The 25,554-nt window shown below is 70.3% G+C and carries 22 protein-coding genes and 1 pseudogene; 4 read left to right on the top strand and 19 right to left on the bottom strand.

All coding sequences use genetic code 11. The features are described 5' to 3' along the window. The first annotated feature begins 142 nt into the window (after window positions 1-142). From D3230_RS05950 to D3230_RS15900, 3 genes are all read left to right on the top strand, one after another. Window positions 143-811: a TetR/AcrR family transcriptional regulator gene (locus D3230_RS05950; protein ID WP_202344121.1), complete on the top strand. Its 669-nt coding sequence runs from the start codon at window positions 143-145 to the stop codon at window positions 809-811. Window positions 812-1,087: 276 nt separating this feature from the next. Continuing rightward, complete coding sequence (locus D3230_RS05945) at window positions 1,088-2,635, top strand: MFS transporter (protein WP_202344120.1); 1,548 nt, start codon at window positions 1,088-1,090, stop codon at window positions 2,633-2,635. 442 nt (window positions 2,636-3,077) lie between these two features. After that, the gene (locus D3230_RS15900) at window positions 3,078-3,536 is read left to right on the top strand and encodes a DUF4190 domain-containing protein (RefSeq protein ID WP_237467113.1); all 459 of its coding nucleotides are present in this window, start codon (window positions 3,078-3,080) and stop codon (window positions 3,534-3,536) included. Here D3230_RS15900 and D3230_RS05935 read toward each other — a convergent pair. The 8 genes and pseudogenes from D3230_RS05935 to D3230_RS05900 form a co-directional block, all read right to left on the bottom strand. Next, the gene (locus D3230_RS05935; protein ID WP_202344119.1) at window positions 3,460-4,464 is read right to left on the bottom strand and encodes a DUF817 domain-containing protein; all 1,005 of its coding nucleotides are present in this window, start codon (window positions 4,462-4,464) and stop codon (window positions 3,460-3,462) included. The two genes, D3230_RS15900 and D3230_RS05935, sit on opposite strands and share 77 nt — an antisense overlap. A gap of 273 nt (window positions 4,465-4,737) precedes the next feature. Beyond that, entirely contained in the window at window positions 4,738-6,153 is a 1,416-nt protein-coding gene (gene der / locus D3230_RS05930) for a ribosome biogenesis GTPase Der (RefSeq protein WP_474197894.1), read from the bottom strand. Between the two features lie 152 nt (window positions 6,154-6,305). Then, window positions 6,306-7,070 carry a (d)CMP kinase gene (cmk, locus tag D3230_RS05925; protein WP_202344117.1) on the bottom strand — a complete coding sequence of 255 codons (765 nt, stop codon included), beginning with the start codon at window positions 7,068-7,070 and terminating at the stop codon, window positions 6,306-6,308. After that, window positions 7,070-8,179 carry a prephenate dehydrogenase gene (locus tag D3230_RS05920; RefSeq protein WP_202344116.1) on the bottom strand — a complete coding sequence of 370 codons (1,110 nt, stop codon included), beginning with the start codon at window positions 8,177-8,179 and terminating at the stop codon, window positions 7,070-7,072. The genes cmk and D3230_RS05920 overlap by 1 nt, the downstream gene beginning before the upstream one ends. A gap of 1,457 nt (window positions 8,180-9,636) precedes the next feature. Further along, window positions 9,637-10,374, bottom strand: a pseudogene (locus tag D3230_RS15895) (pseudouridine synthase); the annotation flags it as partial. Window positions 10,375-10,510: 136 nt separating this feature from the next. Continuing rightward, window positions 10,511-11,305, bottom strand: coding sequence for an SMC-Scp complex subunit ScpB (gene scpB / locus D3230_RS05910; RefSeq protein ID WP_237467111.1), 795 nt, complete (start codon window positions 11,303-11,305; stop codon window positions 10,511-10,513). Further along, window positions 11,298-12,152 carry a segregation and condensation protein A gene (locus D3230_RS05905; RefSeq protein WP_202344114.1) on the bottom strand — a complete coding sequence of 285 codons (855 nt, stop codon included), beginning with the start codon at window positions 12,150-12,152 and terminating at the stop codon, window positions 11,298-11,300. Before D3230_RS05905 ends, scpB begins: the two co-directional genes overlap by 8 nt. 9 nt (window positions 12,153-12,161) lie before the next feature. Beyond that, window positions 12,162-13,016 carry a ParA family protein gene (locus D3230_RS05900; protein WP_202344113.1) on the bottom strand — a complete coding sequence of 285 codons (855 nt, stop codon included), beginning with the start codon at window positions 13,014-13,016 and terminating at the stop codon, window positions 12,162-12,164. 242 nt (window positions 13,017-13,258) lie between these two features. On the opposite strand from D3230_RS05900, the gene D3230_RS05895 reads away from it, so the two are divergent. Then, the gene (locus D3230_RS05895; RefSeq protein WP_420029023.1) at window positions 13,259-13,795 is read left to right on the top strand and encodes a YbhB/YbcL family Raf kinase inhibitor-like protein; all 537 of its coding nucleotides are present in this window, start codon (window positions 13,259-13,261) and stop codon (window positions 13,793-13,795) included. Between the two features lie 174 nt (window positions 13,796-13,969). Here the strand turns inward: D3230_RS05895 and D3230_RS05890 are convergent, their stop codons facing one another. From D3230_RS05890 to D3230_RS05840, 11 genes are all read right to left on the bottom strand, one after another. Continuing rightward, the gene (locus D3230_RS05890; protein ID WP_420029018.1) at window positions 13,970-14,995 is read right to left on the bottom strand and encodes a site-specific tyrosine recombinase XerD; all 1,026 of its coding nucleotides are present in this window, start codon (window positions 14,993-14,995) and stop codon (window positions 13,970-13,972) included. Window positions 14,996-15,000: 5 nt separating this feature from the next. Next, the gene (locus D3230_RS05885) at window positions 15,001-15,660 is read right to left on the bottom strand and encodes an NUDIX domain-containing protein (RefSeq protein WP_202344112.1); all 660 of its coding nucleotides are present in this window, start codon (window positions 15,658-15,660) and stop codon (window positions 15,001-15,003) included. After that, the gene (locus tag D3230_RS05880) at window positions 15,653-17,347 is read right to left on the bottom strand and encodes a CTP synthase (RefSeq protein ID WP_202344111.1); all 1,695 of its coding nucleotides are present in this window, start codon (window positions 17,345-17,347) and stop codon (window positions 15,653-15,655) included. The genes D3230_RS05885 and D3230_RS05880 overlap by 8 nt, the downstream gene beginning before the upstream one ends. A 55-nt stretch (window positions 17,348-17,402) precedes the next feature. Beyond that, window positions 17,403-18,668, bottom strand: a complete 1,266-nt coding sequence (locus D3230_RS05875) for an AI-2E family transporter (protein ID WP_202344110.1) — start codon at window positions 18,666-18,668, stop codon at window positions 17,403-17,405. A 112-nt stretch (window positions 18,669-18,780) separates the two neighbouring features. Further along, complete coding sequence (recN, locus tag D3230_RS05870; RefSeq protein WP_202344109.1) at window positions 18,781-20,484, bottom strand: DNA repair protein RecN; 1,704 nt, start codon at window positions 20,482-20,484, stop codon at window positions 18,781-18,783. Then, on the bottom strand, window positions 20,481-21,407 hold the full coding sequence (locus D3230_RS05865; protein WP_202344108.1) for an NAD kinase: 927 nt from the start codon (window positions 21,405-21,407) through the stop codon (window positions 20,481-20,483). The genes recN and D3230_RS05865 overlap by 4 nt, the downstream gene beginning before the upstream one ends. After that, a complete protein-coding gene (locus D3230_RS05860) occupies window positions 21,404-22,273 on the bottom strand; it encodes a TlyA family RNA methyltransferase (RefSeq protein WP_202344107.1) in 870 nt (289 codons plus the stop codon). The genes D3230_RS05865 and D3230_RS05860 overlap by 4 nt, the downstream gene beginning before the upstream one ends. Then, window positions 22,260-22,445, bottom strand: a complete 186-nt coding sequence (locus D3230_RS05855) for a hypothetical protein (protein ID WP_202344511.1) — start codon at window positions 22,443-22,445, stop codon at window positions 22,260-22,262. The genes D3230_RS05860 and D3230_RS05855 overlap by 14 nt, the downstream gene beginning before the upstream one ends. Window positions 22,446-22,545: 100 nt before the next feature. After that, window positions 22,546-23,586 (bottom strand): HAD-IIA family hydrolase, encoded by a 1,041-nt coding sequence (locus tag D3230_RS05850; RefSeq protein ID WP_202344106.1) that lies wholly within the window; start codon window positions 23,584-23,586, stop codon window positions 22,546-22,548. Then, entirely contained in the window at window positions 23,583-24,557 is a 975-nt protein-coding gene (locus tag D3230_RS05845; protein WP_337249110.1) for a hypothetical protein, read from the bottom strand. Before D3230_RS05845 ends, D3230_RS05850 begins: the two co-directional genes overlap by 4 nt. After that, window positions 24,500-25,273 carry a hypothetical protein gene (locus D3230_RS05840; protein ID WP_202344105.1) on the bottom strand — a complete coding sequence of 258 codons (774 nt, stop codon included), beginning with the start codon at window positions 25,271-25,273 and terminating at the stop codon, window positions 24,500-24,502. Before D3230_RS05840 ends, D3230_RS05845 begins: the two co-directional genes overlap by 58 nt. Between the last annotated feature and the right edge of the window lie 281 nt (window positions 25,274-25,554).

The following is a 25,554-nucleotide window of genomic DNA, read 5'->3' as shown; positions in this document are numbered from 1 at the left end:
CGGACACGAACCACGCTACCGGCAACCTCTGACAAACGGGGCGATTTCTCTGCACAGTCGACACCTTGCGTCACACAGCAAGTTAATGTACAAAAGTACATGTACAAAAGTACACTTGGGGCTGTGGGGAAGGGGCCGGGACATGGCTGAGACGCGCGACACCGCGGCACCTCGTCGCCGGGACCCCGAGGCACGCCGCCGCGAGATCCTCGCCGCCGCCGCCGAACTCGCGGCCGAACACGGCCCCGCAGCCCTCACCCACCGTGCCATCGCCGCCCGTGCGGGGGTCCCGCTCGGGTCCACTACGCAGCACTTCGCGTCGATCGACGAGCTCCGCGACGCCGCCCTGCAGCAGCTCGCCGAGGAGATCGACGAGTCGCTCGCCGCGATCGAGCCGTTCGCCGCGGACTTCGCGAGGGATCCGTCCCGGGCCGCCGCCGAGGTCCTCACCTTCCTGCAGGATCGCCGCGCCGTGCTCTCCGACATCGCGCTCATGACCAGCGGCACCACCGATCCGCGGCTCCGCGCCCTCGCGCTCCGCTGGAACGACCGCCTGATCGAGATGCTCACCGAACCCATCGGCGCTGAGGCCGCGCTCGCGCTCTCCGTCTACCTCGACGGCGCCACGATCCACGCCGGCCTGCACGACGAACCGCTCTCACACGCCCACCTCACGCGCGTGTTCCACGCACTGGTCGGCGGCGACGCCCCCGCGGATCCGGAGCGACGCACCCGAGACCGACGGCCGGCGGACCGGCCTGATCTCTCCGGGGACTCTGGGTCGCGGCACGCGCCGGATCCCGCAGCGTAGCCGCACTCCCGCCCCTCCCCACCCCAGGATCAGCACCGCCGCACTCGCGCAGCCGGTCCCGCCCCGCAGCCGCTCCCGACGCGCACCCGCTCCCGGATCGCTTCTGAACCGGGGACGGCCGCAGCACCACCGCGGAAACCAACGCACTCCGCTCACCGGCACCGCAGGCCGGATCCGGCACCCACCGGCCCCGCAGTCGCAGGCGCCGCCCCCAGTCCCCCTCACTTTCTTCCCCGTCACGATCCGTCACCACCCGAACACCGAAAGGTAGGACCCATGTCCACCCCTCCCGCACCCCAGGCCCCCGCGCAGCTCCTCAGCCGCGGTCGCCGATGGGCGGCCGTCGCCCTGCTCACCGCGAGTTTGCTCGTGATCACGATGGACATGACCATTCTCAACATCGCGTTGCCCGAGATGGCCGCCGAGCTGCACCCGACCTCGGATCAGCAGCTCTGGATCATCGACGTGTACTCGCTCGTGCTCGCGGGCCTGCTCGTCTCCTTCGCGGCGATCGCGGATCGTTGGGGCCGCAAACGCATGCTGATGCTCGGCTACACGATCTTCGGCGGCGCATCACTCCTGATCCTGTTCGCGAACAGCGCCGAATCCGTGATCGGCGTCCGCGCCCTGCTCGGCGTCGGCGGCGCGATGATCATGCCGATCACGCTGTCCCTGATCCGCGTCATCTTCACCGATCCGAAGGAGCGCGCCACCGCGCTCAGCATCTGGGCCGCGGTCTCCGGGCTCGGTGCCGCGGTGGGGCCGCTCATCGGCGGGTTCCTGCTCGAGCACTTCTCCTGGCACGCCGCGTTCCTCGTGAACGTGCCGCTCATGCTGGTCGCCGTCATCGCGGGCACCATCCTGCTCCCCGAGTCGCGGGTCCCGAACCCCGGTCGCTGGGACGCCTTCGCCGCGCTCCTGTCGCTCGTGGGCATGACCCTGCTCGTGTGGGCGATCAAGACCTTCGGCAAGGAGGCAACGTTCCTCGTGCCCGATGCGCTGATCGCGTTCACCGCCGGTGCGGCGCTGCTCGCCTGGTTCGTGCTCCGCTGCATCCGCAGCGACGCGCCGCTCCTGGACCTCAAGCTGTTCCGCAACCGCGAGTTCTCCGCGGGCGTGATCGCCGCGCTCGGCTCCACCTTCGCGATGATCGCCGCGCTGCTCCTCATCGCCCAGTGGCTGCAGCTCGTCGACGGTGCCTCCCCCATGGAGGCCGGGGCGCGCCTCATCCCGATCGCGATCTCCGGTGCCATCGCCTCGCTCCTCGCACCCCCGGTCGCCCGCGTGATCGGCGCGCGGGCGGTGCTCGCCGGCGGCATCGGCCTCGCCGGAATCGGCATGATCATCGTCGGGATCCAGCCCGGCGCCCTCACGCAGCTCACCGTCACCATCGCCCTGATCCTCGTGGGCATGGGCAGCGGTTCGCTCGCGATCGGCTCCGCGATGATCATGCACGGCTCCCCCGAGGAGAAGGCCGGCAGCGCGGGCGCGATCGAGGAGACCTCCTACGAGCTCGGCGCCGTGCTCGGGGTCGCGATCCTCGGCAGCATCGCCGCGCTGCTCTACCGCGCCGAGTTCGTGGCCTCCGGGATCACCGGCGGCCTCGATCCCGAGCTCGCGGGCCAGGCCGGCGAATCCCTCGGCGCGGCGGTGTCGATCGCGGAGGAGCTGCGCCTTCCCGAACTCGCCAGCGAGGCGGGCGTCGCGTTCACCCACGCGCTACAGACGACCGGGATTACGGGCGGCATCATCATGCTGGTGGTCGCCGCCGTCGTGTTCGTGCTGACGCCCAAGGGCACCGACGTCTCGGAGGCCGCGCACTAGTCGCGCCGCGGGCGGTGGCCGGGGTTCGATTCCCGGTCGCCGCCCGCCACTGGCCACCGCTCGCCGACTCCCGAACACCGCCTGCTCAGCAACCAAACGCTCGGAGATTCACGAACAACACGGAGATCTGGTGCCGGATCCGGCACTTCGCCCGAGAATCTCCGAGTATCTGGGCGACGCGGTCCCGGGTGCCGCTTGCGTCGGCCGCGCGACGCTCCCCAGGTGCCCGCCGCGCGGCGCACCGCGCGAACGCCTACGCCAGACCTCCGAATCAGACCCGCGTACCGCTCGCGTCAGGGAATACCCCGACCGCGGACAGTACCCGGGTATGACGGGGACAATACCGGGGCAGGACGCGCCGCACCGGGGTACCGGCATACCGTTGAAGCATCAGGACAGGGCCCCACCCGGAGACCCGCCTCTTGCGCGAAAGGAGCGCCCCATGAACACCACCGCGATCCTCCCCGACGCCGTTCCCACCCCGAACGGTCAGGACGACCAGACCACCAGCGTGATCCCCGGCGAGACAACCTTCGCCGCCCCGAACACGGCACCGGGTGCCACCTCGCAGGGCGCGCCGGATCCCGCGCAGCAGTGGGCGCAGCCTGCCCCGCAGGGAGGCCCGCAGGCGGCCCCGAACCCGGAGACGACCCGCATCTTCTCGATCGTGAGCTTCGTGCTCGGCATCGCCTCGATCGTGAGCGGCTGGACCTTCATCGCCCCGATCACGGGCCTCGTGTTCGGCATCCTCGCGCTGCGCCGCGGCACCACGGAGCGCACCCTCACGCTGTGGGGCATCTGGCTGAACGCGATCATGCTCGCGCTCACCGCGATCGCCGTGCTGATCGGCGTCGCGGTTCTCGGGGTCGGGCTCCTCGCGATGCCCTTCGCCTGGCTCTAAGCCGGGGTGTCGGATCCGGCACCGCGTCCCCGCCGTTCGTCGGCCCCGTACCCGCCTCGTCCACAGGACGGGGCGGGTACACCCATGTCACCATCACGACCGAGATGATCATGAGCAGGAACCAGGCGATGAGCTTCTGCGGGGACACGAGCTCCCAGCCGCCCTCCTGGTGCGGGTACAGCCACGCACCGCCCCAGGTGGCGATGTTCTCCGCGATCCAGATGAACACGGCAACGCCCGCGAACACGAGCAGGAGCGGCACCCGCAGCGTCACCCGCCACACCCGGAAATGCATCACGGTGCGCCACCACAGCAGCACCACGAGCGCGAGCAGCACCCAGCGCAGATCCACGATGAAGTGGTGCGAGAAGAAGTTCACGTAGATCGCGGCGGCCACGACCGTGGTGAGCCACACCCGCGGATAGTGCGAGAAGCGGAGCCGATGCAGGCGGTACACGCGCACCATGTACGAGCCGACCGCCGCATACATGAAGCCGCTGAACAGCGGCACCGCACCGATGTGGAGCACGCCCTCGGCCTCGTACGCCCAGGATCCGACGTCCGTCTTGAAGATCTCCATCGTGGTGCCCGCAATGTGGAACAGCACGATCACCCAGAGCTCCCGCCCGCTCTCGAGCTTGAACACGAGCATGCCGATCTGGATCAGGACCGCGGCGATCGTGAGCGCGTCATTGCGGGCCAGGATCGCGTCGTCCGGGTACCAGAGCCGCGCCGCCACGATCACGACGAGGAGCAGCGCGCCGAACACGCACGCCCACGCCTGTTTCAGGAGGAACACCGCGCTCTCGACGAGCACGGCGCGGACCCCGCACTGCGGCGCAGTGGCGAGAATCCGGTGGGCGGCCCGGTCGATCGTGCGCTCCAGCGGGGTCATGCGTTGCTCCCCCGGCACGGATTCGTTCTGCATCCGAATACCCTATTCCAACCGTGCTGAACGTTCCGGGGTGGCTGGGGTCTGCCTGCGCGCCTGCCTACCTGCCTGCCAGCCTGCCTGCCCTGCCCACGCGAACGCCCCCGCGACCCCAGGCTGGGTCCGCGGGGGCGTCCAACACTCCGAAGATCCATCGATGGTTGGATTTTGGTTGTTTCCCGGGCCGGGAAGCAACCAAAATCCAACCATCGATGCGGTGTCTGGGCCCGGGGGGGGCCCGGGCCCGGGGCCCGGGGCCCGGGGCCCGGGCTAGGCGCGCTGGCGCTTTTCGCGGATGCGCATGTTGATCACGATCGGCGAGCCCTCGAAGCTGTACGTCTCGCGCAGGCGGCGCTGGATGAAGCGGCGGTACCCGGGGTCCAGGAAGCCCGAGGTGAACAGCACGAACGTGGGCGGCCGATTCTGCACCTGCGTGCCGAACAGGATCTTCGGCTGCTTGCCGCCACGCAGCGGGTGCGGGTGCTCCTGCACGAGCTCGGCCACGAAGGCGTTGAACTTGCCGGTCGGGATTCGGGTGTCCCAGGACTCGAGGGCGGTCTCCAGCGCGGGGACCAGCTTCTCGAGGTGGCGGCCGGTGCGCGCCGAAATGTTGACGCGGGGTGCCCAGTCGACGTGCGCGAGGTCCTGCTCGATCTCCCGCTCGAGGTAGCGACGGCGGTCGTCGTCGAGCAGGTCCCACTTGTTGAACGCCAGCACGAGGGCGCGGCCCGACTCGAGGACCAGGTCGATGATGCGCAGATCCTGGTCGCTGATCTCCTGGGTCACGTCGATCAGAACGACGGCGACCTCCGCCTTTTCAAGGGCGGCGGCGGTACGCAGCGAGGCGTAGAAGTCGGCACCCTTCTGGAGGTGTACGCGGCGGCGAATACCGGCGGTGTCGACAAACGTCCACACGCGGCCCGCGATCTCGACCTGCTCGTCCACGGGGTCACGGGTGGTGCCCGCGACATCGGAAACGACGGCGCGCTCTTCGCCGGCAGCCTTGTTCAGCAGGCTCGACTTGCCCACGTTCGGGCGGCCGAGCAGCGCCACGCGGCGGGGTCCCTGCAGCTTCGGCTGTGCCACGGCGGACTCGTCGGGCAGGGCGGCGATGACCTGGTCGAGCAGGTCGGCAACGCCCCGGCCGTGCAGCGCGGAGACGGGGTGCGGCTCGCCCAGGCCGAGCGACCACAGCTGCGCCGCCTCGGGCTCCTGGACGATGTCGTCCACCTTGTTGGCGACGAGGAAGACGGGCTTCTTCGTGCTGCGCAGCAGCTGCACCACGCGCTCGTCGGTCGCGGTCGGGCCCACGCGGGAGTCGACCACGAACATCACGACGTCGCAGAGCTCGATGGCGACCTCGGCCTGCAGCGCGACGGACGCGTCGAGCCCCTTCGCGTCGGGCTCCCAGCCGCCGGTGTCGACGAGCGTGAAGCGCTTCCCCGTCCACTCGGCCGGGTAGCTGACACGGTCGCGGGTCACTCCGGGGAGGTCTTCGACGACGGCCTCGCGCCGGCCCAGGATGCGGTTCACGAGCGCGGATTTGCCGACGTTCGGGCGTCCCACGATCGCGACGACCGGCAGCGCCTCGGCGGGGGTCTCCGAGAAGCCGAGGAACTCGCCGTCCTCGTTCACGATGACCAGGTCGTCCTCTTCGAGGTCGAAGCCGTCGAGGTTGGAGCGCATGGCGCGCATCCGCTCCTCGTCGCTCAGGGTGAAGTCGTCTCCCTCGGGGCTGAAACCCTCGCCCGTGATCACCTCGGACGCTTCGACCGCTGCGGGATCGAACACCTCCGCCTCGTTCGCGTCGGCGTTCACTGCGCCGTTCTGCTCCGTGCTCATACTGTGCTCTCTTCCGCAGCGTTCTGCGCCGCTCGTACGATATCGATAACAGCCTGCACCGACTGCTCGAAGTTCAGATCGCTCGTGTCTACGAGCGTGACCCCCGGGGCGGGGGTGATGAAGTCCACCACGAGGGCGTCCTTCGCGTCGCGTGCCTGCAGATCCGCGAGGACCTGCTCGGGGGTGAGCCCGGGCAGTTCCCCGGCCCGGCGGGCGGCGCGCACCTCGGGTGAGGCGGTGAGGAGGATCCGCACCGGGGCGTCCGGGGCGACCACCGTGGTGATGTCGCGGCCCTCGATCACGACGCCCGGCAGGCCGGACTCCGCGACGATGGTCCGGAACATCGCGTTCAGGCGATCCCGCACCGCGGGGTGCTTGGAGACTCGGCTGACTTGCCCGCTGACCTCGTGCTCGCGGATCGCGGCGGTGACATCCACCGGTGACTCGAGCTCGGGATCGGCCGCGGCCAGTCCCCCGGCCACCGCGACAGTCACCTGCTGGGTGCCGCGCAACGTGATCCGGTACTCCCACGCGTCAAGGAGGTTCTCCATCGCGGCAGCGTTATCGAGGTCGAGGCCGAGGCGGCGCGCCGCCCACGCGAGTGAGCGGTATGCGGCACCGGTGTCGAGGATCCCGAAGCCGAGCTGCTCGGCGGCGGTGCGAGACACGCTCGACTTGCCGCTGCCCGCGGGCCCGTCGATCGCGACGAGGATCGGGGCGGCGGCGCCGTGGTCCCGGTTCTCCTCGGTTGCAGCGTGCATCACAGTGTCCTCCATCCCCGTCCGGTGAGATCGGAAATCGCGCGCTCCGCGACCTCCGGCAGCACCGCGATCTCCGCAAAGCCTATTTGTGCGCCCGGCGAGTGCTCAAGACGCAAGTCTTCCATGTTAATGCCCAGTTCTCCGAGTTCGGTGAGCAGCAGGCCGAGCTGGCCCGGCGTATCGTCGATGAGCACCGTGATCGTGGTGAATCGTTCCGAGGAGCCGTGCTTGCCCGGGATCCGCCCGACCCCGCTGTTGCCCGCGGCGAGGAGGTCGGCGATGCGCCGCTTCGCGCCCGGTTGCGCCGGATCGCGCAACGCATCAGCGAACGCCGCGATGTCCGCCCCGATCGCGTCGAGCAGCTCGACGACGGGCTCCCGGTTGGCATCGAGGATCTGCATCCACAGTTCGGGATCGCTCGCGGCGACGCGCGTCGTGTCACGCAGCCCCGCGCCCGCGAGCCCGATGGCCTGCTCGGCGGCGGGCACCAGCCGGGCTGCGAGCAGACTCGACACGACCTGTGGCAGATGCGAGACCAGCCCCACCGCCCGGTCGTGTTCCTCGGGGGTCATCTCGATGAGTACGCCGCCGAGATCCAGCGCCACGTCCTCGACGAGGGCGAGCGCGGACGCGGGCGTCGCCTCGTCCCGGCAGATCACCCAGGGGCGTGCCGTGAACAGATCCGCGCGCGCCATGATCGCGCCCCCGCGCTCACGCCCGGCCATCGGGTGCGAACCGACGTAGTTCGTGAGGTCGACGCCGCGACGGGTGAGTTCCAGGTAGGGGGCGAGCTTCACGCTCGTCACATCGGTGACCACCGCGTCCGGGAATGCGTGCAGCGCGCGTTCGACGGCGTCGGCCGCGACGTCGGGCGGCGTCGCCACGACTACCAGCGCGGGCGCGGGATCCTCGGCCGTGCGCACGCGGCCGGCCCCGTAGTCGGCGGCGAGCGCGACCGTGGTCGGCGAGAGGTCCTCGAGGGTCACGTCGACGCCGCGCTCGCGCAGGCCGAGGCCCACGCTCGCGCCCAACAGGCCCGAGCCAATAATGTGCACGAGCCCCTGCGTACGGGCGGCCTTCGCAGGCTGCGGGGATGCGAGTTCAGTCACCAGTCGCCTCGTTTCTGCTGTCCGCCGCGGGGTCCGCGGTGACGGTCGCCATCGCGGACCCCGTCACGACCGGTACGGAAATCATTGCCGCGGCCGCGCGCGGTGCCGCCGTCCCGGGATCCGCGGAAGTGTTCGTCACGGGTGTTGCCGGATCCGTCGGTGCGAGATCCGTCGGTGCGGGATCGGCCCGAACGGTCGCCGTGGTCGCGCGAGCCATGCGCGCGGTCGTCACGCGAGCGGTCGCCGTACGAGCGGTCGAACCCACGGTCGCGGCCGCCGCGGAACCCGCCGTCGCGGTCGCCCTCGCGGAACCCGCGGGCCCCCAGATCACGCCGGCCGGAGGACGACGTGCCATCGCGCCCGCCGCGCGCACGGTCGAAGCCGCCGTCGCGGGAACCACGCGAGCGGTCGAAACCGCCGGCACGGCCAGCCTCGCGCTCGCCACGCGAGCGGTCGAAGCCGCCATCACGGGAACCACGAGAGCGGTCGAACCCGCCGGCACGGCCAGCCTCGCGCTCGCCACGCGAGCGGTCGAAACCACCCTCACGGAAACCACGCGCACGGTCGAAACCACCATCACGGCCAGCCTCGCGCTCGCCACGCGAGCGGTCGAAACCACCCTCACGGAAACCACGCGCACGGTCGAAACCACCGTCGCGGCCGCCGCGGAATCCGCCCTCGCGGCCCGCATCGCGCCCACCGCGAGCGCGCGAATTATTCGCACGCGCGGAGCGGCCGCCGGCCGTCGCGTCGCCCCGGCCCCCGCGGCCCGCCTCGAATCGACGGTCGTCGGATCGACGCTCCCGGCCCGGGCGCTCTTCGCGACCGAAACGCTCGTCGCGGCCGTAGTGTTCGTCGCGGCCGCCGCGAGCATCACGGGTCGAACGTTCGTCGCGGGCCGAAGCGCCGCCACGGCCGAAGCGATCGCTACGCTCGCTACGCTCGCCACGATCATCGCGGCCAGAACGGCCATCGCGAGCCGATCGCTCGCCGCGCTCACTCCGAGCATCACGGTCGTAACGATCGCCGTGCCCGGCACGAGCGTCACGCACGTCCCGACTGCCGCGCACGTCACGGACGGGGCGACCGCCGCGCTCCTCACGGTCGAAATGATCACCGCGCCCGCCGCGACCACCACGCTCGTCACGGTCAGGGCGACCACCACGCTCGTCGCGGTCTTCCCGCCCGCCGCGTGCGTCCCACTCACCGCGCCCGCCGCGGGCCTCGCGGGGTCCGCCGGAGCGCGAAGTGCCCGGGCGGGATCCCGCGCTGCGGGGCCCGCCGACCCGGTCGTCGCCCGATGACTCGGCGCTTCTGCGGCCGTGCGGGTTGCCCTTTGCGGCGATCCCGCGCATCCCGCGCGCGCCCTTGCCATCGCCCGGACGCCCCGAGGTGACGGTCCGGCGTGCGCCGCGTGCGCCGGCAGTCCCCCGGCCACGCTCCCCCGACCCGGCACCGTCACCGTTCGCGGTGGTGTCATCCACGGAGTCCGCGGAGAGCAGCGCGCCGCGTTCGGCGGGCGCGAGCTCCCGCATCTCCCCCACGCGGAGCGTCCCGAGGTGCAGCGGACCAAACTGGCGGCGCACCAGTTCAACAACGGGGTGCCCCACCTCGGCGAGCATGCGGCGCACAATGCGGTTGCGGCCGGAGTGAATGGTGAGCTCGACAAGCGAGTGCGACTTGCCCGATCCGCCCGGCAGGAGCTTGGCCCGGTCGGCGTGAATCGGCCCGTCCGAGAGCTCGACCCCGTCCTTCAGCTGTTGGATCACGGCGGCCGTCACCCGGCCGCGCACCTTCGCGATGTACGTCTTCTGCACGCCGAAGCTCGGGTGCGCCAGCTTGTGGGCGAGCTCGCCGTCGTTCGTGAGGATGAGCAGCCCGCTCGTGTCCGTGTCGAGGCGGCCAACGTTGTAGAGCCGATCCTCGACCCGGTCGGTGAATTCCCGCAGATCGGGGCGTCCGTGCTCGTCGCTCATGGTGGAGACCACCCCGGTCGGCTTATTCAGCACGAAGTACCGCTTGCTCGCGTCGAGCTGCACCACGACGCCGTCCACGCGCACCTCGTCGGTGGCCGGGTCGATCCGCGAGCCCAGCTCAAGCTGCGGCTCGCCGTTGACGGTGACCCGGCCGCTCGTGATCAGCGTTTCGCACGCACGGCGCGAGGCGATCCCAGCGTGAGCAAGCGCCTTCTGCAGGCGGACGCGGCCGTCGTCTTCGGGCGCATCATCCGACGCGTCCTCGGCGCGCGAGCGGTCGCCCGGCCAGCCAAACTCGGCGAGGTCCACCTCGACATCGGAACCGTCGACGGAAAACGATCCGCCGAACCCGGACTCAGAGCGACTCATGGTCGAACCCTTCTGCTGGATCATCAAGGAGTGGGGCGATCGGGGGAAGCTCGGAGATGTCTCCGATCCCCAGGTGCCCGAGCAACGCGTCGGACGTGCCGTACAGCGTTGCGGTGGTTTCAGGGTCGTGGCCGACCTCGGTGATCAGGCCACGCGCGAGCAGGGTGCGCACCACGGAGTCCACGTTGACGGCGCGGATCGACGCGATCGCACCGCGCGCGATGGGCTGGCGATACGCGATCACCGCGAGCGTTTCGAGCGCGGCCTGCGAGAGCCGTGCGGGGGTCTGCTGCTGCACGAAGTCCGCGATCAGCGGGTCCAGGCTCTCGCGCACGTAGAAGCGGTAGCCGCCCGCGACCTCGCGCAGTTCGAAGCCGCGCGGGGTACGCGCGGGAGTGCCGGATCCGGCACCGCTCGCGCTGGATCCGGCACCGACGTCCGTGCCGTCGTAGTCGGCGGCGAGCGCGGTCAGCGCCGCGCGCACCTCGCGCACCGGGCGGTCCGTGGCCGTGGCGAGGCCGACCGCGCTCAGCGGTTCATCGGCCACGAGCAGCAGCGCCTCGAGCTGCTGCGCGAGCGTGTGCGCGGCGCGCACCTCGGCGAGCGCGTCGGCCGCGCTGGCGGCCTCGCTGGCGGCCTCGCTGGCGGCCTCGCTGGCGGTCTCGTCCGGCGCGAAGGTCGGCGAATCCGCGGGCACCTCGGGTACCGCGGGCACCTCGGGTACCGCGGGCACCTCGGGTACCGCGCGCGCCTCGGCGGGTGCCGGATCAGTCTCAGTCATAGTCATTCCCCAGTGTGGCAAGTTCATCGTCCGACCAGCTCTCCCCGGTCCACTGCACCAGCAGCTCGCCCAGCGGCTCGGCCTGTTCAAAGGTGACCGCGGCGCGACGATACAGCTCGAGGATCGCGAGGAAGCGCGCCACGATCACGCCGCGCTCGGACACGCCAACGATGAGTTCGCGGAAGCTGCGCACCCCGTCGCCGCGCAGTTGAGCAACAACGATCGCGGCCTGCTCGCGGATCGACACGAGCGGTGCGTGCAGGTGGTCGAGCCCCACGGTCGGGAGCTCCCGGGGCGCAAACGCGAGCGCAGCGATCGCCCCAAAATCGGCGGCGGAAAGCGTCCACACGAGTTCCGGTCCACGCTCACGGTACTTCGCGTCGAGCGGCACGAGCCGCGGATGCCGGGATTCCTCGGCGGCCAGGCGCTCCCGGAACCAGGCCGTGGCCTGCTTGAAGGCCCGGTACTGCAAGAGCCGGGCGAAGAGCAGATCCCGCGCCTCGAGCAGCGCGATGTCCTCCGCGTCGACGACCTCGCCCTGCGGCAGCAGGCTCGCGATCTTCAGGTCGAGGAGGGTCGCGGCGACCACGAGAAACTCGGAGGCGCGATCCAGCTCGATGAGCCCCTGCCCCTCGATCGACGCGAGGTACGAGATGAACTCGTCGGTGACGAGGCTCAACGAAACCTCGGTGATGTCGAGTTCGTGCTTGCCGATCAGGTTGAGGAGCAGGTCGAACGGCCCGTCGAACACTTCCAGGGTGACGTGGAACCCGGTTTCGGGCGCGCCCGCAGCACCGGACGACGCATCGCGCACGCCCGGCTCCTGGTTCGTGTCGAGCGCTGCCATGATCGGAACTTAGGCGACCACACCCCGCTGCACGAGCTCCCGCGCAAGCTTCAGATACGCCTCGGATGCGGCATTGGTGGGGGCGTAGTCGAGCACCGGCTGCGCCGCGATCTGCGCGTCCGGGAGCTTCACCGTCCGGCCGATCACGGTGTCGAACACCTTGTCGCCGAAGGTATCGACGACGCGCTCCAGTACCTCGCGGGCGTGCAACGTGCGCGCGTCATACATCGTGGCGAGGATGCCGTCGAGTTCGAGCGCCGGGTTCAGGCGATCCCGCACCTTGTCGACGGTCTCGACGAGGAGCGCGACGCCGCGCAGCGCGAAGTACTCGCAGGCAAGCGGGATCAGCACGCCGTGGCTCGCGGTGAGCGCGTTCACGGTGAGGAGGCCGAGCGAGGGCTGGCAGTCGACGAGGATCACGTCGTAGTCGGCGGCGACCTTGCGCAGCACGCCGGCGAGGATCTGCTCGCGGGCCACCTCGGAGACCAGGTGCACTTCGGCGGCGGAGAGATCGATGTTCGCGGGGATCACGTCGAGTCCCGGTGTGCCCGTCTGCTGGATCGCCTCGTGGGGATCCTTCGACTTGCCGAGCATCAGGTCGTAGATCGTGACGACGTCGTGGGCGGGGACGCCGAGGCCCGCGGACAGCGCCCCCTGCGGGTCGAAGTCCACGGCGAGCACGCGCCGACCGTAGCGGGCGAGCGCGGCCGCCAGGTTGATCGTGCTCGTCGTCTTGCCGACGCCGCCCTTCTGATTGCACATCGCGATGATGCGCGCGGGGCCGTGCCGGTCCAGCTTCGGGGGCGCGGGAATGATGCGCTCGGGTCGGCCGGTGGGACCGATCTCGACCTGTGTGTTCGCCATTCCCGATTCTCCTCCTGCAGGTGCTCGCTAACGCTCCATCCTATCGCGGCTTTGGGTAGGTCTCTGGGCGCGCTGCGGCGCGGGGGCGGATCGCCGGGGGCGGCGGTGCACACCGCGCTTTGTCGGGCGCTCACCTCGCGCCGGTATCATCCACAGAGCGGTACCGGCCTCCGCCGGTACCGCCGCGCGGATCGCCGCACCAGTGTGCGCCACGATCCGCGTCTCACCGCCAGGAAAGGACGATCTTGAGCACCGACCCCTACGCGGCACTGCCCGCGGTTCCCGAGTTCACGCTGACGTCGGACACCCTCGCCGACGGCGAACGGATGCCCCTGCCCCAGATCTCCGCCATGCTCGGCACGGGCGGCGGAGACCGCACTCCCCAGTTGAGCTGGAGCGGTGCTCCCGCGGGCACGCGCAGCTTCGCGCTGACCTGCTTCGATCCCGACGCCCCCACGGCGAGCGGCTTCTGGCATCTCGCGGCCTACAACCTGTCCCCCGAACTCACCTCGCTGCCCGAAGGTGCCATCATGCTCGACTCGGTCGCGCCCGAGTACGCGTCAGCGTTCTCCCTGCTCCGCAACGACGGCGGGGTGCGCGGGTACATGGGGTCCGCTCCACCGGAGGGTCACGGCGACCACCGCTACATGTTCGTGGTGCACGCGCTCGACGTGGACGCGCTCGAGCTCGACGAGCTGGCGTCGCCCGCGTTCCTGGGCTTCAACATGTTCGGCCACACGCTCGGCCGCGCCCGCCTCACGGGCATCTTCGGGCACTAGCGCGGCCCCGGCGCCGCCCACGCCCGCCGCCCAAACCGATGCAAATTATCCTGCCCGAGTCATTCTCCGCGATAAAACACTCGGGCAGGATAATTTGCCTAAGGTTGGGCGACGATTGGGCGGAGCTTGGGCGACGGTTGGGCGACGGTTGGGCGGCGTTTGGGCACCCGGGGGCTACCGGGCCCGGGGGTGGGCGAGCAGGTAGTGCTCGCGGAGCGTGTCCGCGGTGACCTGCGTGTAGATCTGGGTCGTCGTCACCGAGGCGTGGCCCAGCAGTTCCTGCACCGTGCGCACGTCCGCCCCGCCGGACAGCAGGTGGGTGGCGAAGGAGTGCCGGAGCGTGTGCGGCGACACCTCCGCCGTGATCCCGGCACGTTCCGCGGCGGCGCGGATCACGAGCCACGCGCTCTGCCGGGAGAGCCGCGCCCCGCGGGGCCCGACGAACAGTGCCGGAGTGCCCTTCCCCGCCGCCACCATCACGGGCCGGGCCCGCACCAGGTACGCCGCAAGCGCGCGCCCCGCATAACTCCCATAGGGCACGATCCGCTGCCGCGACCCCTTGCCCGTGACCTGCAGGAATCCGCCCTCGCCGAGCGCCTGCTCGGGTGCCCGCCAGGCTTCCCCCTGGCCGGTGCCCGCGAGCAGGTCGTCGAGATCGAGCGCCGTCACCTCGCTGATGCGCGCCCCGCTGGCGTAGAGCAGTTCGAGCAGGGCCCGATCCCGCAGCGCGACCGGATCGTCGGAACCCGCCGCGCCGGATCCAGCCGCAGCGGCAGGGCCGGCCGCAGCGCCGGATCCGGCACTCTCGACGGTCCCCCCGGCCGCGGCGAGGAGCGCTTCCACGTCCTCCACGGAGAGCGCCTTGGGGAGGCGCTGCGCGCGCTTCGGGGTGCGCACCCCGCTGCCGGCGTGGGTCTCGAGCAGCCCCTCTTCGAAGAGGTAGCGGTGCATCCCGCGCACCGTGGACAGGCGGCGCGTGATCGATGCGGGCGCGAGCGGAGGCTCCGCTCCGCTCAGCTCGGCCACATAGGCGGAGAGCGTCTCGGGCGTGACCGCCGCAAGATCTTCGATCCCGCGCGCCGCAAGCCACGCGGAGTAGGCGACGAGGTCCCGTCGGTAGGCCGCCTGGCTGTTCTCGGACAGGCCGAGCTCGAGGGCGACGTGGCGCAGGAAGCGCTGCGCCCCCTGGGCCGCGCTCATCACCATCAGGCCGAGCGCTCTCCCCGGGCGGCGGCGCGCGCCGTCCACGGCAGTTCCGGATCGCGCAGCGAGGCCCAGTCCTGGGCCCGGGCAACGGCGGCGGCCAGCACGGCGCTCACCGTGACGGCGTTCTGGATCCGGCCGTCGAGCGCGGCAGCGACGGCCTCGTCGAGCGGTACCCAGTGCGGCACGAGCTCGGCCTCCTCCTCGGAGCGCACGTAGTCGTGTTCGACGGCGTGCACGTCCCGCGCGAGGAAGATGCGCATCGCCTCGCTCGTCCCGCCGGGTGAGAGGTACAGGTCGAGCAGCAGGCCCCAGGATTCGGCCCGGAGGTCGGCTTCCTCGGCCAGCTCGCGCTGCGCGCCGGCGAGGCCGGACTCGCCGGGCATGTCCATCAGGCCCGCCGGGATCTCCCAGTCGCGGTGCCCGATCGCGTGGCGGTACTGCTGGATCAGCAGGACGCGATCGTCGGCGTCGATCGCGAGCACCGCGACCGCCCCGGGATGGTCGAGGTAGTCGCGCACGAGCTCGGTGTCGCCGAAGCGGAACCGGTCGCGGCGCACGTCCCAGACGTGGCCGCGCACGAGCAGCTCAGTGTCGAGCACCTCGACCTCGGCTGGCGCGTCCGCGAGGGGCGCGCCAGCCGAACCGGGCTCGTTACTCACCGCCGTTGACCTCGAAGAGGCGTGCGGCGTCGCGGCGCTCGATCGCGGCACCCGCGAGCCCCGCGAACAGCGGGTGCGGGGTGCCGGGGCGCGAACGCAGCTCGGGGTGCGCCTGCGTGGCGATGTAGAACGGGTGCTTCTCGCGCGGCAGTTCCACGTACTCGACGAGGGCGCCGTCCGGGCTGGTGCCCGAGAAGGCCAGGCCCGCGGCAGCGATCTGTTCGCGGTACTGGTTGTTCACCTCGTAGCGGTGGCGGTGGCGCTCGGTCGCGGTCGGGGCCCCGTACAGCTGCGCGGCGAGGGATCCCTCGGCCAGCGCGGCCTCGTAGAGACCGAGGCGCATGGTGCCGCCCAGGTCGCCGCCGTCGATGATGTCGACCTGCTCGGCCATCGTCGCGATAACGGGGACCGGGGTCTCCGGGTCGAACTCGGTCGACGAGGCGCCCTCGAGTCCGGCGACGTTGCGCGCGTACTCGATGACCATGCACTGCAGGCCGAGGCACAGGCCCAGGGTGGGGATCCCGTTCTCGCGGGCAAAGCGCAGCGCGCCCAGCTTGCCCTCGATGCCGCGAATCCCGAAGCCGCCGGGCACGCAGATGCCGTGCACGTCGCCGAGCGCCGCAAGCGCACCCTCGGGGGTCTCGCAGTCGTCGGACGGCACCCAGCGGATGTTCACCTTGGTCGAGTGCGCGAAGCCACCGGCGCGCAGCGCCTCAGTGACCGAGAGGTACGCGTCGGGCAGGTCGATGTACTTCCCGACGAGCGCGAGAGTGATCTCGCCCTTCGGGTGGTGCACCGCGTCGAGCACCGGCTGCCAGCCGGTCCAGTCGACGTCGTGCGCACGCTCCTCGAGCCCAAGGTTCTCGGTGATGATCTTGTCGAGCCCCTGGTCGTTGAGCAGGGTCGGCAGGTCGTAGATGCTCGGCACATCGATCGCGTTCACGACCGCGCGCTCCTCGACGTCGCACATGAGCGCGATCTTGCGGAGGTTGTCGTCCGTGACGGGGCGATCGCTGCGCAGCACGAGCGCGTCGGGCTGAATGCCAATCGAGCGCAGCGCCGCAACCGAGTGCTGCGTGGGCTTCGTCTTCTGCTCGCCCGAGGCACCCATGAAGGGCACGAGCGACACGTGCACGAAGAACACGTTGCCGCGGCCGAGCTCGTGGCGCACCTGGCGTGCGGCCTCGAGGAAGGGCTGCGACTCGATGTCGCCGACCGTGCCGCCGACTTCGGTGATGATCACGTCGGGCTGCGGATCCTGCTCGGCCTGCAGGCGCATGCGGCGCTTGATCTCGTTCGTGATGTGCGGGATCACCTGCACGGTCTGGCCGAGGTACTCGCCGCGGCGCTCCTTGGCGATGACCTGCTGGTAGATCTGGCCGGTCGTCACGTTCGCGGCCTGCGACAGGTTGATGCCGAGGAAGCGCTCGTAGTGTCCGATGTCGAGGTCGGTCTCCGCGCCGTCGTCCGTCACGAAAACTTCGCCGTGCTCGAACGGGTTCATCGTGCCGGGATCGACGTTCAGGTACGGATCCAACTTCTGCATCACGACGTGGAGCCCACGCGCGGTCAGGAGGTTTCCGAGGCTCGCGGCGGTCAATCCCTTGCCCAGCGAGGAGACGACACCTCCGGTCACGAAGATGTGCTTAGTTGTCCGGGTCTGGTCCGTGCTCTGCTCTGTTCCCACGGGCTTCGATCCTATCAGTAGTGTTGGGGTGCGGGGGACGGGTTTCAGCTCGCGCTCAGCGGAGTTCTTGCCGTGGCACCCACACCTGCTTGACGATCATGAGGACCATGGCGGTCACCGGGATCGAGATCAGGGCTCCCAGGAGTCCGAGCAGCGTGCCGCCCGCCAGCGCGCCGATCACGACCAGCGCCCCGGGCACAGACACCACGCGGTTCATGATGCGCGGCGTGAGCAGGTACGACTCGACCTGCATGTAGACGAGGTAGTAGCCCGCCGCGATAATCGCGGTCATCGGCGAGTCGAACAGCGCGACCGCGGACACGAGCACCGTCGCGACGACGGATCCGATCAGCGGGATCATCGCGAGGAGGAACACGCCGACCGCGACCAGGCCCGCGAACGGGACGCCGACGATCGTCATCATGACGAAGCCGAGCACCGCGTTGATGAAGGCGAGCACGACCATGCCGCTCACGTAGCCACCCACGGACTTCGTGACCTGCTCCGTGATGTCCATCACCTTCGCGCGGCCGGTGCGCGGCACGAGCGAGTAGAACGCGCGCTTGATGGTGCGCAGCGAGGCGAGGAAGTACAGGGTGAGGATCAGCACGATCAGCCCGGCCGTGAGTCCGTTCGCGATGCCGATGCCCGCCTGCCACACGCCGCCCGCGACCTGCGCCCAGTTCTCCGGCTTGCTGACGAGATCCTGCCCCATTTTGAGGAGGCCGTCGAAGTCGACGAAGCGGCCGAAGTTCTCGTTCAGATCCATGAACCACTGCTGCGTGGTGACGTCTCGGAACAGCGCGGGCGCGCTCTTCACGAGCAGGGAGATCTGGTTCGCGATCATCGGGATCACGATGGCGAGCAGCGCCGCGATCAGGACGACGAATCCGCCGAACACCACGCCGATGCCGAGGCCGCGCTTCAGGCCCTTGCGTTCCAGCCAGCGCACCACCGGGTCGAGGCCGAGCGCCACAAACAGCGCGGCCACGACGTACATGATGATGGTGGAGAGCTGTCCGACGATGTCGCCGAACAGCAGGGCGACGAGAACGCCGAGCGTCACGGTGAAGCCGAGCTGGAACGGCGCGCGCACGACGAACTCACGCGCGGACGTCTTGGATCGTTCCTCGTGCGCGTCGAAGGCCGCCTCACGGGCGTCGCGGTACATTTCGCGCGTGTCCGCGTCCATCTGCTCCACGTCGGCGTGCACCACGTCCGGGTGATTGTCGAGGTAGGCGGCTTTCGTCTGCTCGTCGTCTCCCACATCCGGTATCGCGGGGACCCCCTGCTGCCGACGCCGTCGGAAGATCTTCACCATGTGTTGGAGCGTAGCACCCGGGTGCGCGTGACCGGCGAGAAAGCTTGTGCGATTCGCGTCGGCGCGTCACACACCCCGGCCTTGCGGCCCGAAATCCCGAGCCGAGCTGGGGTTACCCGGTGGCGCGTGCGGCGTCACCGAGCTCTAGCAGCTCCGCAGCGTGTTCGAGTGCGCTGGAGGAGTCGCTGAGCCCGGAGAGCAGGCGGGCCATCTCGGCGAGCCGGTCGTCGCCGTTGAGGCGCTGGCAGCTGGACTCGGTGAAGCCGCCCGCCGAGTCTTTGACGACGCGCAGGTGGTTCCCGGCAAACGCCGCAACCTGCGCGAGGTGGGTCACCACGATCACCTGCGAGCTCTGCGCGAGACGGGCGAGCCGGCGGCCGATCTCGATGGCGGCCGCGCCACCCACGCCCGCGTCGACCTCGTCGAATACGAACGTCGGCACCGGATCGACGCCGGCGACCACGACCTCGAGGGCAAGCATGACGCGGGACAACTCGCCGCCGGAGGCGCTCTTCGCGATGGGGCGGGGCGTGGCACCCGGGTGCGGGCTGAGGAGCAGTTGCACCTCGTCGCCGCCGGATCCACCCAGGGACTCGAGCGGGAGCACCCGCACCATGAAGTCGGCGTCGGGCAGCGCGAGCTGCCGCAGCTCGACCGTGACCAGCTCAGAGAGCCGCTCGGCGGCCGCGGCCCGCTGCGCGCTCAGCTGGTCCGCGAGCGTACGCTCGCGGACACCCGTCTCGTCGAGCTCCGCGGCGAGCTGGTCGATCAGCTCGTCGTCCCCTTCAAGCTCCGTCAGCCGGGCCGCCGAGGTGCCGGAGTGCTCGATCACCGCGGCAGAGTCGACCCCGTACAGGCGGAAGAGCCCGTTCAACGCCGCAAGCCGCTCGTTGGCCCGGGCCAGTTCCCCGGGGCCCTCCACGTCGAGATCTCCCACATAGGCGGCGAGTTCGCGCGCGGTATCGGCGAGCTGGAAGCTCACGCTGCGCAGCGTTTCCAGCACGCCGCTGAGCCGTGCATCGTGTGCGGCAACCCGCTCCAGCTCGCGCACGGCGGTGTCGACCAGGCTCGCCGCGTCCTGGCTCATGGGATCGTCAGACTCGGTCACGAGCGCCTCATGCGCGCCCGCAGTGGCGGAGCGCAGCGCCTCCACGTTGCTCAGCAGCTCGATCCGCGCCGCGAGCTCAGCCTCCTCGCCGGGCTGCGGATCGACTTCGGCGATCTCGTCGAGCTCCGCGCGCAGCCGCACCGCCTCGGCGGCGCGCTCGTCGCGGGCCGCTGTGAGCTCCGCGACGCGCTCCCCCAGCTCGCGCCGGGCGCGGTGCGCGTCGCGATACTCGGCAAGGGTGGCCGCGAGCTCGGCCCCGGCGAAGCGGTCGAGCGTCTCGCGCTGCGCGGCGGCCGAGCGCAGCCGCAGCTGCTCGGACTGGCCGTGTACGGCAAAGAGCCGCTCGGCCAAGCGGGTCAGGCTCCCGACGGGAGCGCTCGATCCGCCGACGCTCGCGCGGCTGCGCCCCTCCGCACTGACGGTGCGGCCGAGGATCAGCACCCCGTCTTCGACGTCGCCGCCGAGCTCATCAACGAGATCCACCACCGCCGGATCCGCCGTGTGCACGACCCCGTTGACGCGCGCCTGGCGTGCGCCCGTGCGCACCGCCCCCGCGTCGCTGCGTTCGCCCATGAGCAGGCCGAGCGCGCTCACGACCATCGTCTTGCCAGCGCCCGTCTCACCCGTAATCGCGGTGAAGCCGGGGCCGAGCGGCAGCGTCGCGTCTGCGATCACCCCGAGATCGCGGATCCGCATCTCCTCGATCATGCACGCACCTCCCGTCCGTTGCCACGCCACCCGGACACCGGGAGGTGGAACTTACGCACCAGCCGATCCGAGAACGGGGCCGCGCTGAGCCGCGCCAGGCGCACCGACAGCGGGGAGCGCCGCACGCGCACGATCGACCCGGCGGGCAGCTCCGTGCGGCGGCGGCCATCGCACCACAGCACGCCCGGCCCAATGTTTTCGGGGAGGATCCGCACGCTGAGCTCCGAGTCGGTGCCCGTCACGAGCGGCCGGTTGAAGAGGGCGTGCGCGGCGATCGGCACCATCAGCATGGCCTGCACTCCCGGCCACACCACGGGACCGCCCGCGGAGAAGGCGTAGGCGGTCGACCCCGTCGGAGTGGCGACGACCATGCCGTCGCAGGCGAACGACGAGACCGGCAGCCCGTCCACGCCGATCTCGACCTCGAGCATGCGGCGACGCTTTTCCACGCTCGCCTCATTCAGCGCCCACGTGTCCGCGATCATCTCGCCGTCGCAGCTCGCGCTGACCTCGAGCGTGAGGCGTTCCTCGACGGTGTAGTCGCGCCGCAGCACGCGATGGATCGTCGACGCAAGGTCGAAGCTCTCCATCTCGGCGAGGAACCCGACGTGCCCCAGGTTGACCCCGACGATCGGGCATGCCGATCCGCGCAGCACCTCCGCGGCCCGCAGGATCGTGCCGTCACCGCCGAGCACGATCGCGACCTCGAGGTCCGCGATCGCCGCGTCGGTGCCGAGCACCCCGATTCGGGAGACATCAAGATGCGGCGCGAACTCGTCACGGTCCTCCGCGACAAACACGGGGACCACTCCGGCGTTCTGCAGCGCCGACACCGCAGCGATCGTCGCCGCGATCGCCTCCTCACGGTGCGTGTGAGAAACAATGAGGAACCGCCGGGGCTCCCCCTCGTGCACCGCTGTCATCGCGCTCCCTCGTCTCGCTCCGGATCCGCCCCGTGCTGCCGCGTCGGGGCGCCGATAAGCTCCGTGATCCGCCCCTCCCATTCTGTCGGATGCGGCGACGCGGCGCGCGAGAAGTATCCCAGGAACTCACGATTCCCGCTCCCGCCCGCGATCGGCGACGGGGCCAGGCCGCACGCGGCAAAGCCGTTCTCGGCGGCGGCGCGCAGCACGATCCGGATCGCGTCCGCCCACAATTCGGGACTCGTGACGACGCCATCGCGGACCCGGCCGACCTCGAACTGCGGTTTGATCAGCAGCACCAGCTCAGCATCCGCCGCGGCGACCCGGACGATCGCGGGGAAAACTAGGGAGAGCGAGATGAACGACAGATCCGCCACCACCAGTTGTGGCGACGCCGCTTCGCCGGTGTCCACGGCAAGGTTCTCCGCGGTCAGCTCGCGCGCGTTGCGGCCCTCGACGAGCCGCACTCGAGGGTCCGCGCGCAGCTGCGATGCCAGCTGATCGCGTCCCACGTCGATCGCCTGCACGAGTCGCGCGCCACGCTCGAGCAGGACCTGCGTAAAGCCGCCCGTCGACGCCCCCAGATCGAGGGCGAGGCGATCCGCCGGGTCGATGCCGAAGGTGTCGAGCGCCGCGATCAGCTTGTGCGCGGCCCGGCCAACGTAGTGGTCGTCCCCCGACACCTCCACGCGGGCACCCGTCGCCACGCGGACTCCGGGCTTTCCCGCGATGGCACCGTTCACCACCACACCGCCCGCGGCGATGAGCTCACTCGCTCGGCTCCTCGACCGCGCGAGTCCGAGCTCGGGAAGCACCCGATCGAGACGCTCCGGGGCACCGCCCCACACCGCGCTAGGCGTCGCCATGGTCACCCCGTTGGAGTTCCGCGAGCAGCTCGTCGTGGAGCTGCTCGAAGCCGGCGGCCCGCTCCGCGAGCGGCTGCGCCTCGATCACGTCGACGCGGCTCAGCAGGCTCGCCTCGGGGTCAGCTGACGCATCGCGCGGCTGAGTGCTCGGGGGCGGGTCCTGGCGTTCCATGTCCCCAGCTTATCCGTGACCCCTGACACAGCCAGGAACGCCCGCGGTCCCGATCCGCACGCTGGGCGAGCGGATCGGGACCGCGGGCGTGGGCGGTGCGTTAGTTCCAGTGATCCTCGTACAACCGCTCCGGAACCTTCAATCCATAGATCGCAAGCCCTGAACCCCAGATCGCGGCGCAGCCGGCACGCAACAGGTTGATCGGCGAATCGCCTTCGGCGTCGATGCGCACGATGTGCCCATCCATCCCCACCCGCGCAGTGCCCACCTGCATACTGCCATCCTTGCGCTGCACGGTCTCCGGGTACGGTTCGTGGAGTTCCGCGAGCGACGCAACAATGTAGTCCGGGTGCATGTCCTTCGACGCGGCGACGAGCTGCTTCGGGCGATCGACGCCGGTCAGCACATGCAGCGACGGGATCCCCGCGGCACGAGCGCCCTTCATGTCGGTATCCAAGCGATCGCCGATCATGAGTGCGTTTCGCGTACCGAAGCGTTCGAACGCGGCCTCAAAGATGGGCGTCTCGGGCTTCCCGGCAAACACGGGAAGCCGCTGCACGGCGGTGTGGACCGCGGACACGAGCGTCCCGTTGCCCGGCGCGAGACCACGGGCGACCGGGATCGTCCAGTCCGTGTTGGTTGCGATCCAGGGCAGCGGTGGCTGGCCCGGCTGCTCAGCGAGGGCGAACGCGGCCTCCGCGAGATGCACCCACCCCACTTCGGGGGCGAACCCCTGCACCACGGCGGCCGGATCGTCCTCCGCGCTACGCGTCACCGCGTAGCCCGCCTTCGTCAGTTCGTCAGTCAGCCCCTCGCCGCCAATCACGAGCACCCGAGCCCCGGGGGCCACGGTCTCACGCAGCAGCGTCACCGCGGCCTGCGGAGACGTCACGACGTCGTCCGCGGCGGCTCGGAGACCCAGTTCGCTCAGGTGAGCGGCGACGTCCCGGTCCGTGCGGGAGGCGTTGTTCGTGATGTAACCGAGCCGCACCGACTCGGCCGCACGGTTCAGCTCCGCCACGGCACCCGGGATCGCGCCCAGGCCGCGGTACACGACACCGTCGAGATCCGCGAGCAGAAGCTCGCGATCTGCGATCGGCGCCGCGCCCAACGGTGTTGCCTTCCGCCCGAACAGACTCACTTGGACTCCTCCTCCGCCTCCGTCGACGTCTCGGTGATACCGGCCTCGGCCAGCAACTCATCAACCTCCGCGGCCACGGACTCCGCGAAGGAGAGCGGTGCATCGTCGGAATTCTCGCCCGGCGCGTCTGCGCCCGGCGCGTCTGCGGCCGGTTGCTGGACCGCGGCGTCACTCGGTTCGCCCGAGGCATCAGCATCAGCATCAGCATCAGCATCAGCATCAGCATCAGCATCAGCATCAGCATCAGCATCAGCATCAGCATCTGACGCAGGATCCTGCATCTCAACCGGCTCCGCAAGCGGCTCGGACTCCAAAATCTCGAAGACTTCGAGTTCGTCCTGAGAACCATGGTGATCCGCGAGCGCGGCCAAGGCACGATCGGCGTGCTTCTGCCAGGTCGCTGCCTCTGAGGTACGGCCCAGATCCTCCAGAACGGCGGCGTAGGCCGCGAACAGGTCAGGGCTCCAGGAGAAGGCCTTGTTTGGGTTCAGCTCGGGGATCTCGAGTTCGAAGAGCGCCTGCTGGGTCTGTCCCAGGTCCAGACGCGCGCCGGACATCGCGATCGCGAGGTGCACCCGCTGGTCCGTCTCGAGCGTCTTCGGATCCGCCTCGAGGCCGGTCTCGATCGCCTTCTCGGGGCGGCCCAAGCCACGCTCGCAGTCGACCATCAGTGCGAGGTGGCCGTCGAGTCCACTCAGGCGACGGTAGGTGCGGAGTTCGCGCAACGCGAGGGCGAAATCGCCCGTGCGGTACGCCGTGATCGCGAGCGTCTCCCGAGCGACCGGGATCCGTCCGGCCCGACGGCTTGCCGACAGCGCGTGCTGGTGCGCCAGCTCGGGGTCGTCATCGATGAGGAACGCGACCATAGCGAGGTGCCGGGAGACGCGCTCCTGGACGTCTGCCTGCAGCGTCTTCAGCTCGTTGCGGGCCGACGGGTGCAGATCGCGCGGTTCGACCTCGTCCGGAAGCACCGGGTCCTGGTGCTCGGCACGAACGGGACGCAGCTCGTGCTGGAGCCGCTCTGCCTCGGTGAACTCACGGTCGCTGCCGCCCCGGTCGCTGCGCCCGCCGCCACGGGTGCCGCCGCGACCGTAGTTGGCGCGAGGATCGCGCTGGGGGCGCTCGGAACGGTCGTCACGGTTCCCGCGGTACGGGGGGCGCGAATCGCCATCGCGCTGCGGACGGCGATCATCACCGCCACGGTACGAGGGACGAGCATCCCGGTTCCCACGGAACGGCGCACGGGAATCACCGTCACGCTGCGGACGACGGTCGTCGCGGTTCCCACGGAACGGGGGACGCGAATCACCATCACGCTGCGGACGACGGTCATCTCCGCCACGGTAGGGCGGGCGTGAATCCCCGTCACGCTGCGGTCGACGATCATCGCCGCCACGGTGGGACGGACGATCATCCCGGTACCCACGGAACGGAGGACGCGAGTCACCATCGCGCTGGGGGCGACGGTCGTCGCGGTTGCCACGGAACGGGGGACGCGAATCACCATCGCGCTGCGGACGACGGTCATCGCCGCCACGGTAGGACGGACGATCATCACGGTTGCCCCGGTACGGCGGGCGCGAATCACCGTCGCGCTGCGGCCGGCGATCGCTGCCGCCACGCGGAGCGTAACCGCCACGCTCGTCACCACGATCGCGGCGCTCCGGCCGGCTCGACCGGTCGTCACGCTGCGGTCGCGAGTTGCCCGAGCGATCGCCCCGGTAGGGGGACCCTTCGCGCTTCTTCCGGGGTGCGCCGTCGTCCGGGCGCTCTCGTCGATCCCGTTCGTTCATACTGGTGCCTCCCGCAATACGCTATTCAAAAAGGGTCCTGAAATGAGTCGAGGGCCGCATCCCGGCACCATCACTGGTGTCCAGGATACGACCCTCGATAAAAGGTGTCCGGCGGTGTCCTACTCTCCCACACCCTCCCGAGTGCAGTACCATCGGCGCAGTCAGTCTTAGCTTC

This window comes from Leucobacter chromiireducens subsp. solipictus (assembly GCF_016758195.1).
Taxonomy (GTDB): domain Bacteria; phylum Actinomycetota; class Actinomycetes; order Actinomycetales; family Microbacteriaceae; genus Leucobacter; species Leucobacter solipictus.
The sequence above is the reverse complement of the archived record's forward strand: the minus strand, read 5'-3'. Positions and strand labels throughout refer to the sequence as shown.

Bases quoted from the DNA above. Each gene is read 5' to 3' on its own strand.
- D3230_RS05950 (WP_202344121.1), top strand. From the start codon at position 143: ATGGCTGAGACGCGCGACACCGCGGCACCTCGTCGCCGGGACCCCGAG.
- D3230_RS05945 (WP_202344120.1), top strand. From the start codon at position 1,088: ATGTCCACCCCTCCCGCACCCCAGGCCCCCGCGCAGCTCCTCAGCCGC.
- D3230_RS15900 (WP_237467113.1), top strand. From the start codon at position 3,078: ATGAACACCACCGCGATCCTCCCCGACGCCGTTCCCACCCCGAACGGT.
- D3230_RS05935 (WP_202344119.1), bottom strand. From the start codon at position 4,464: ATGCAGAACGAATCCGTGCCGGGGGAGCAACGCATGACCCCGCTGGAG.
- der (WP_474197894.1), bottom strand. From the start codon at position 6,153: ATGCGCTCCAACCTCGACGGCTTCGACCTCGAAGAGGACGACCTGGTC.
- cmk (WP_202344117.1), bottom strand. From the start codon at position 7,070: ATGCACGCTGCAACCGAGGAGAACCGGGACCACGGCGCCGCCGCCCCG.
- scpB (WP_237467111.1), bottom strand. From the start codon at position 11,305: ATGACTGAGACTGATCCGGCACCCGCCGAGGCGCGCGCGGTACCCGAG.
- D3230_RS05905 (WP_202344114.1), bottom strand. From the start codon at position 12,152: ATGGCAGCGCTCGACACGAACCAGGAGCCGGGCGTGCGCGATGCGTCG.
- D3230_RS05900 (WP_202344113.1), bottom strand. From the start codon at position 13,016: ATGGCGAACACACAGGTCGAGATCGGTCCCACCGGCCGACCCGAGCGC.
- D3230_RS05890 (WP_420029018.1), bottom strand. From the start codon at position 14,995: ATGAGCGCGGCCCAGGGGGCGCAGCGCTTCCTGCGCCACGTCGCCCTC.
- D3230_RS05875 (WP_202344110.1), bottom strand. From the start codon at position 18,668: ATGGTGAAGATCTTCCGACGGCGTCGGCAGCAGGGGGTCCCCGCGATA.
- recN (WP_202344109.1), bottom strand. From the start codon at position 20,484: ATGATCGAGGAGATGCGGATCCGCGATCTCGGGGTGATCGCAGACGCG.
- D3230_RS05865 (WP_202344108.1), bottom strand. From the start codon at position 21,407: ATGACAGCGGTGCACGAGGGGGAGCCCCGGCGGTTCCTCATTGTTTCT.
- D3230_RS05860 (WP_202344107.1), bottom strand. From the start codon at position 22,273: ATGGCGACGCCTAGCGCGGTGTGGGGCGGTGCCCCGGAGCGTCTCGAT.
- D3230_RS05855 (WP_202344511.1), bottom strand. From the start codon at position 22,445: ATGGAACGCCAGGACCCGCCCCCGAGCACTCAGCCGCGCGATGCGTCA.